The organism is Mesorhizobium sp. M7A.F.Ca.CA.001.08.2.1, assembly GCF_003998455.1.
GTDB lineage: Bacteria > Pseudomonadota > Alphaproteobacteria > Rhizobiales > Rhizobiaceae > Mesorhizobium > Mesorhizobium ciceri.
Genome location: NZ_RZPW01001407.1, coordinates 1 through 584 on the forward strand (window position 1 = coordinate 1; position 584 = coordinate 584).

The following is a 584-nucleotide window of genomic DNA, read 5'->3' on the forward strand; positions in this document are numbered from 1 at the left end:
CCGCGTCACCTATGTCGGCGAACTGGGCTGGGAACTGATCGTGCCGACAGAATTCGCCGTCGGCGTCTATGAGGCGTTGCATGAGGCGGGCCGTGAATTCGGTCTGCTGGACGCCGGCTACTATGCGCTCGATGCCTTGCGCATCGAAAAGGGTTTTCGCGCCTGGGGCAGGGAGTTGACGCCTGATATCGACCCCTGGCAGGCCGGGCTTGGCTTCGCCGTGGCGATGGACAAGCCAGGTGACTTTATCGGACGCGACGCGCTGGTTGAGACGAAGCCATCGGCAGCACCGGCAAGACGCATCGTGCTGTTCACGCTCGATGATGCCGAGCCGATGCTGTGGGGCGGCGAACTGATCCTGCGCGACGGCAAGCCGGTCGGCGAAATCCGCTCGGCCGCCTACGGCCACACGCTTGGCCGCTCGGTGGCGCTCGGCCTGATCGAGAACGAGGCGGGCGTCGACGCTGCATTTCTCACCGGTCGTCGTTTCGAGATCGACCTTGCCGGCGTTCGCCATGCCGCGACAGCACATCTGCGCAGCCCCTACGACCCGAAGTCGGAGCGGGGGAAGGCTGATGCGGTGG

1 protein-coding gene is annotated in these 584 nt (G+C 65.4%); it reads left to right on the top strand.

From position 1 onward, the window contains the following. Positions 1-584, top strand: a 584-nt coding sequence (locus EN914_RS37680) for a glycine cleavage T C-terminal barrel domain-containing protein (protein WP_164779287.1), incomplete at both ends; no start/stop codon positions are given.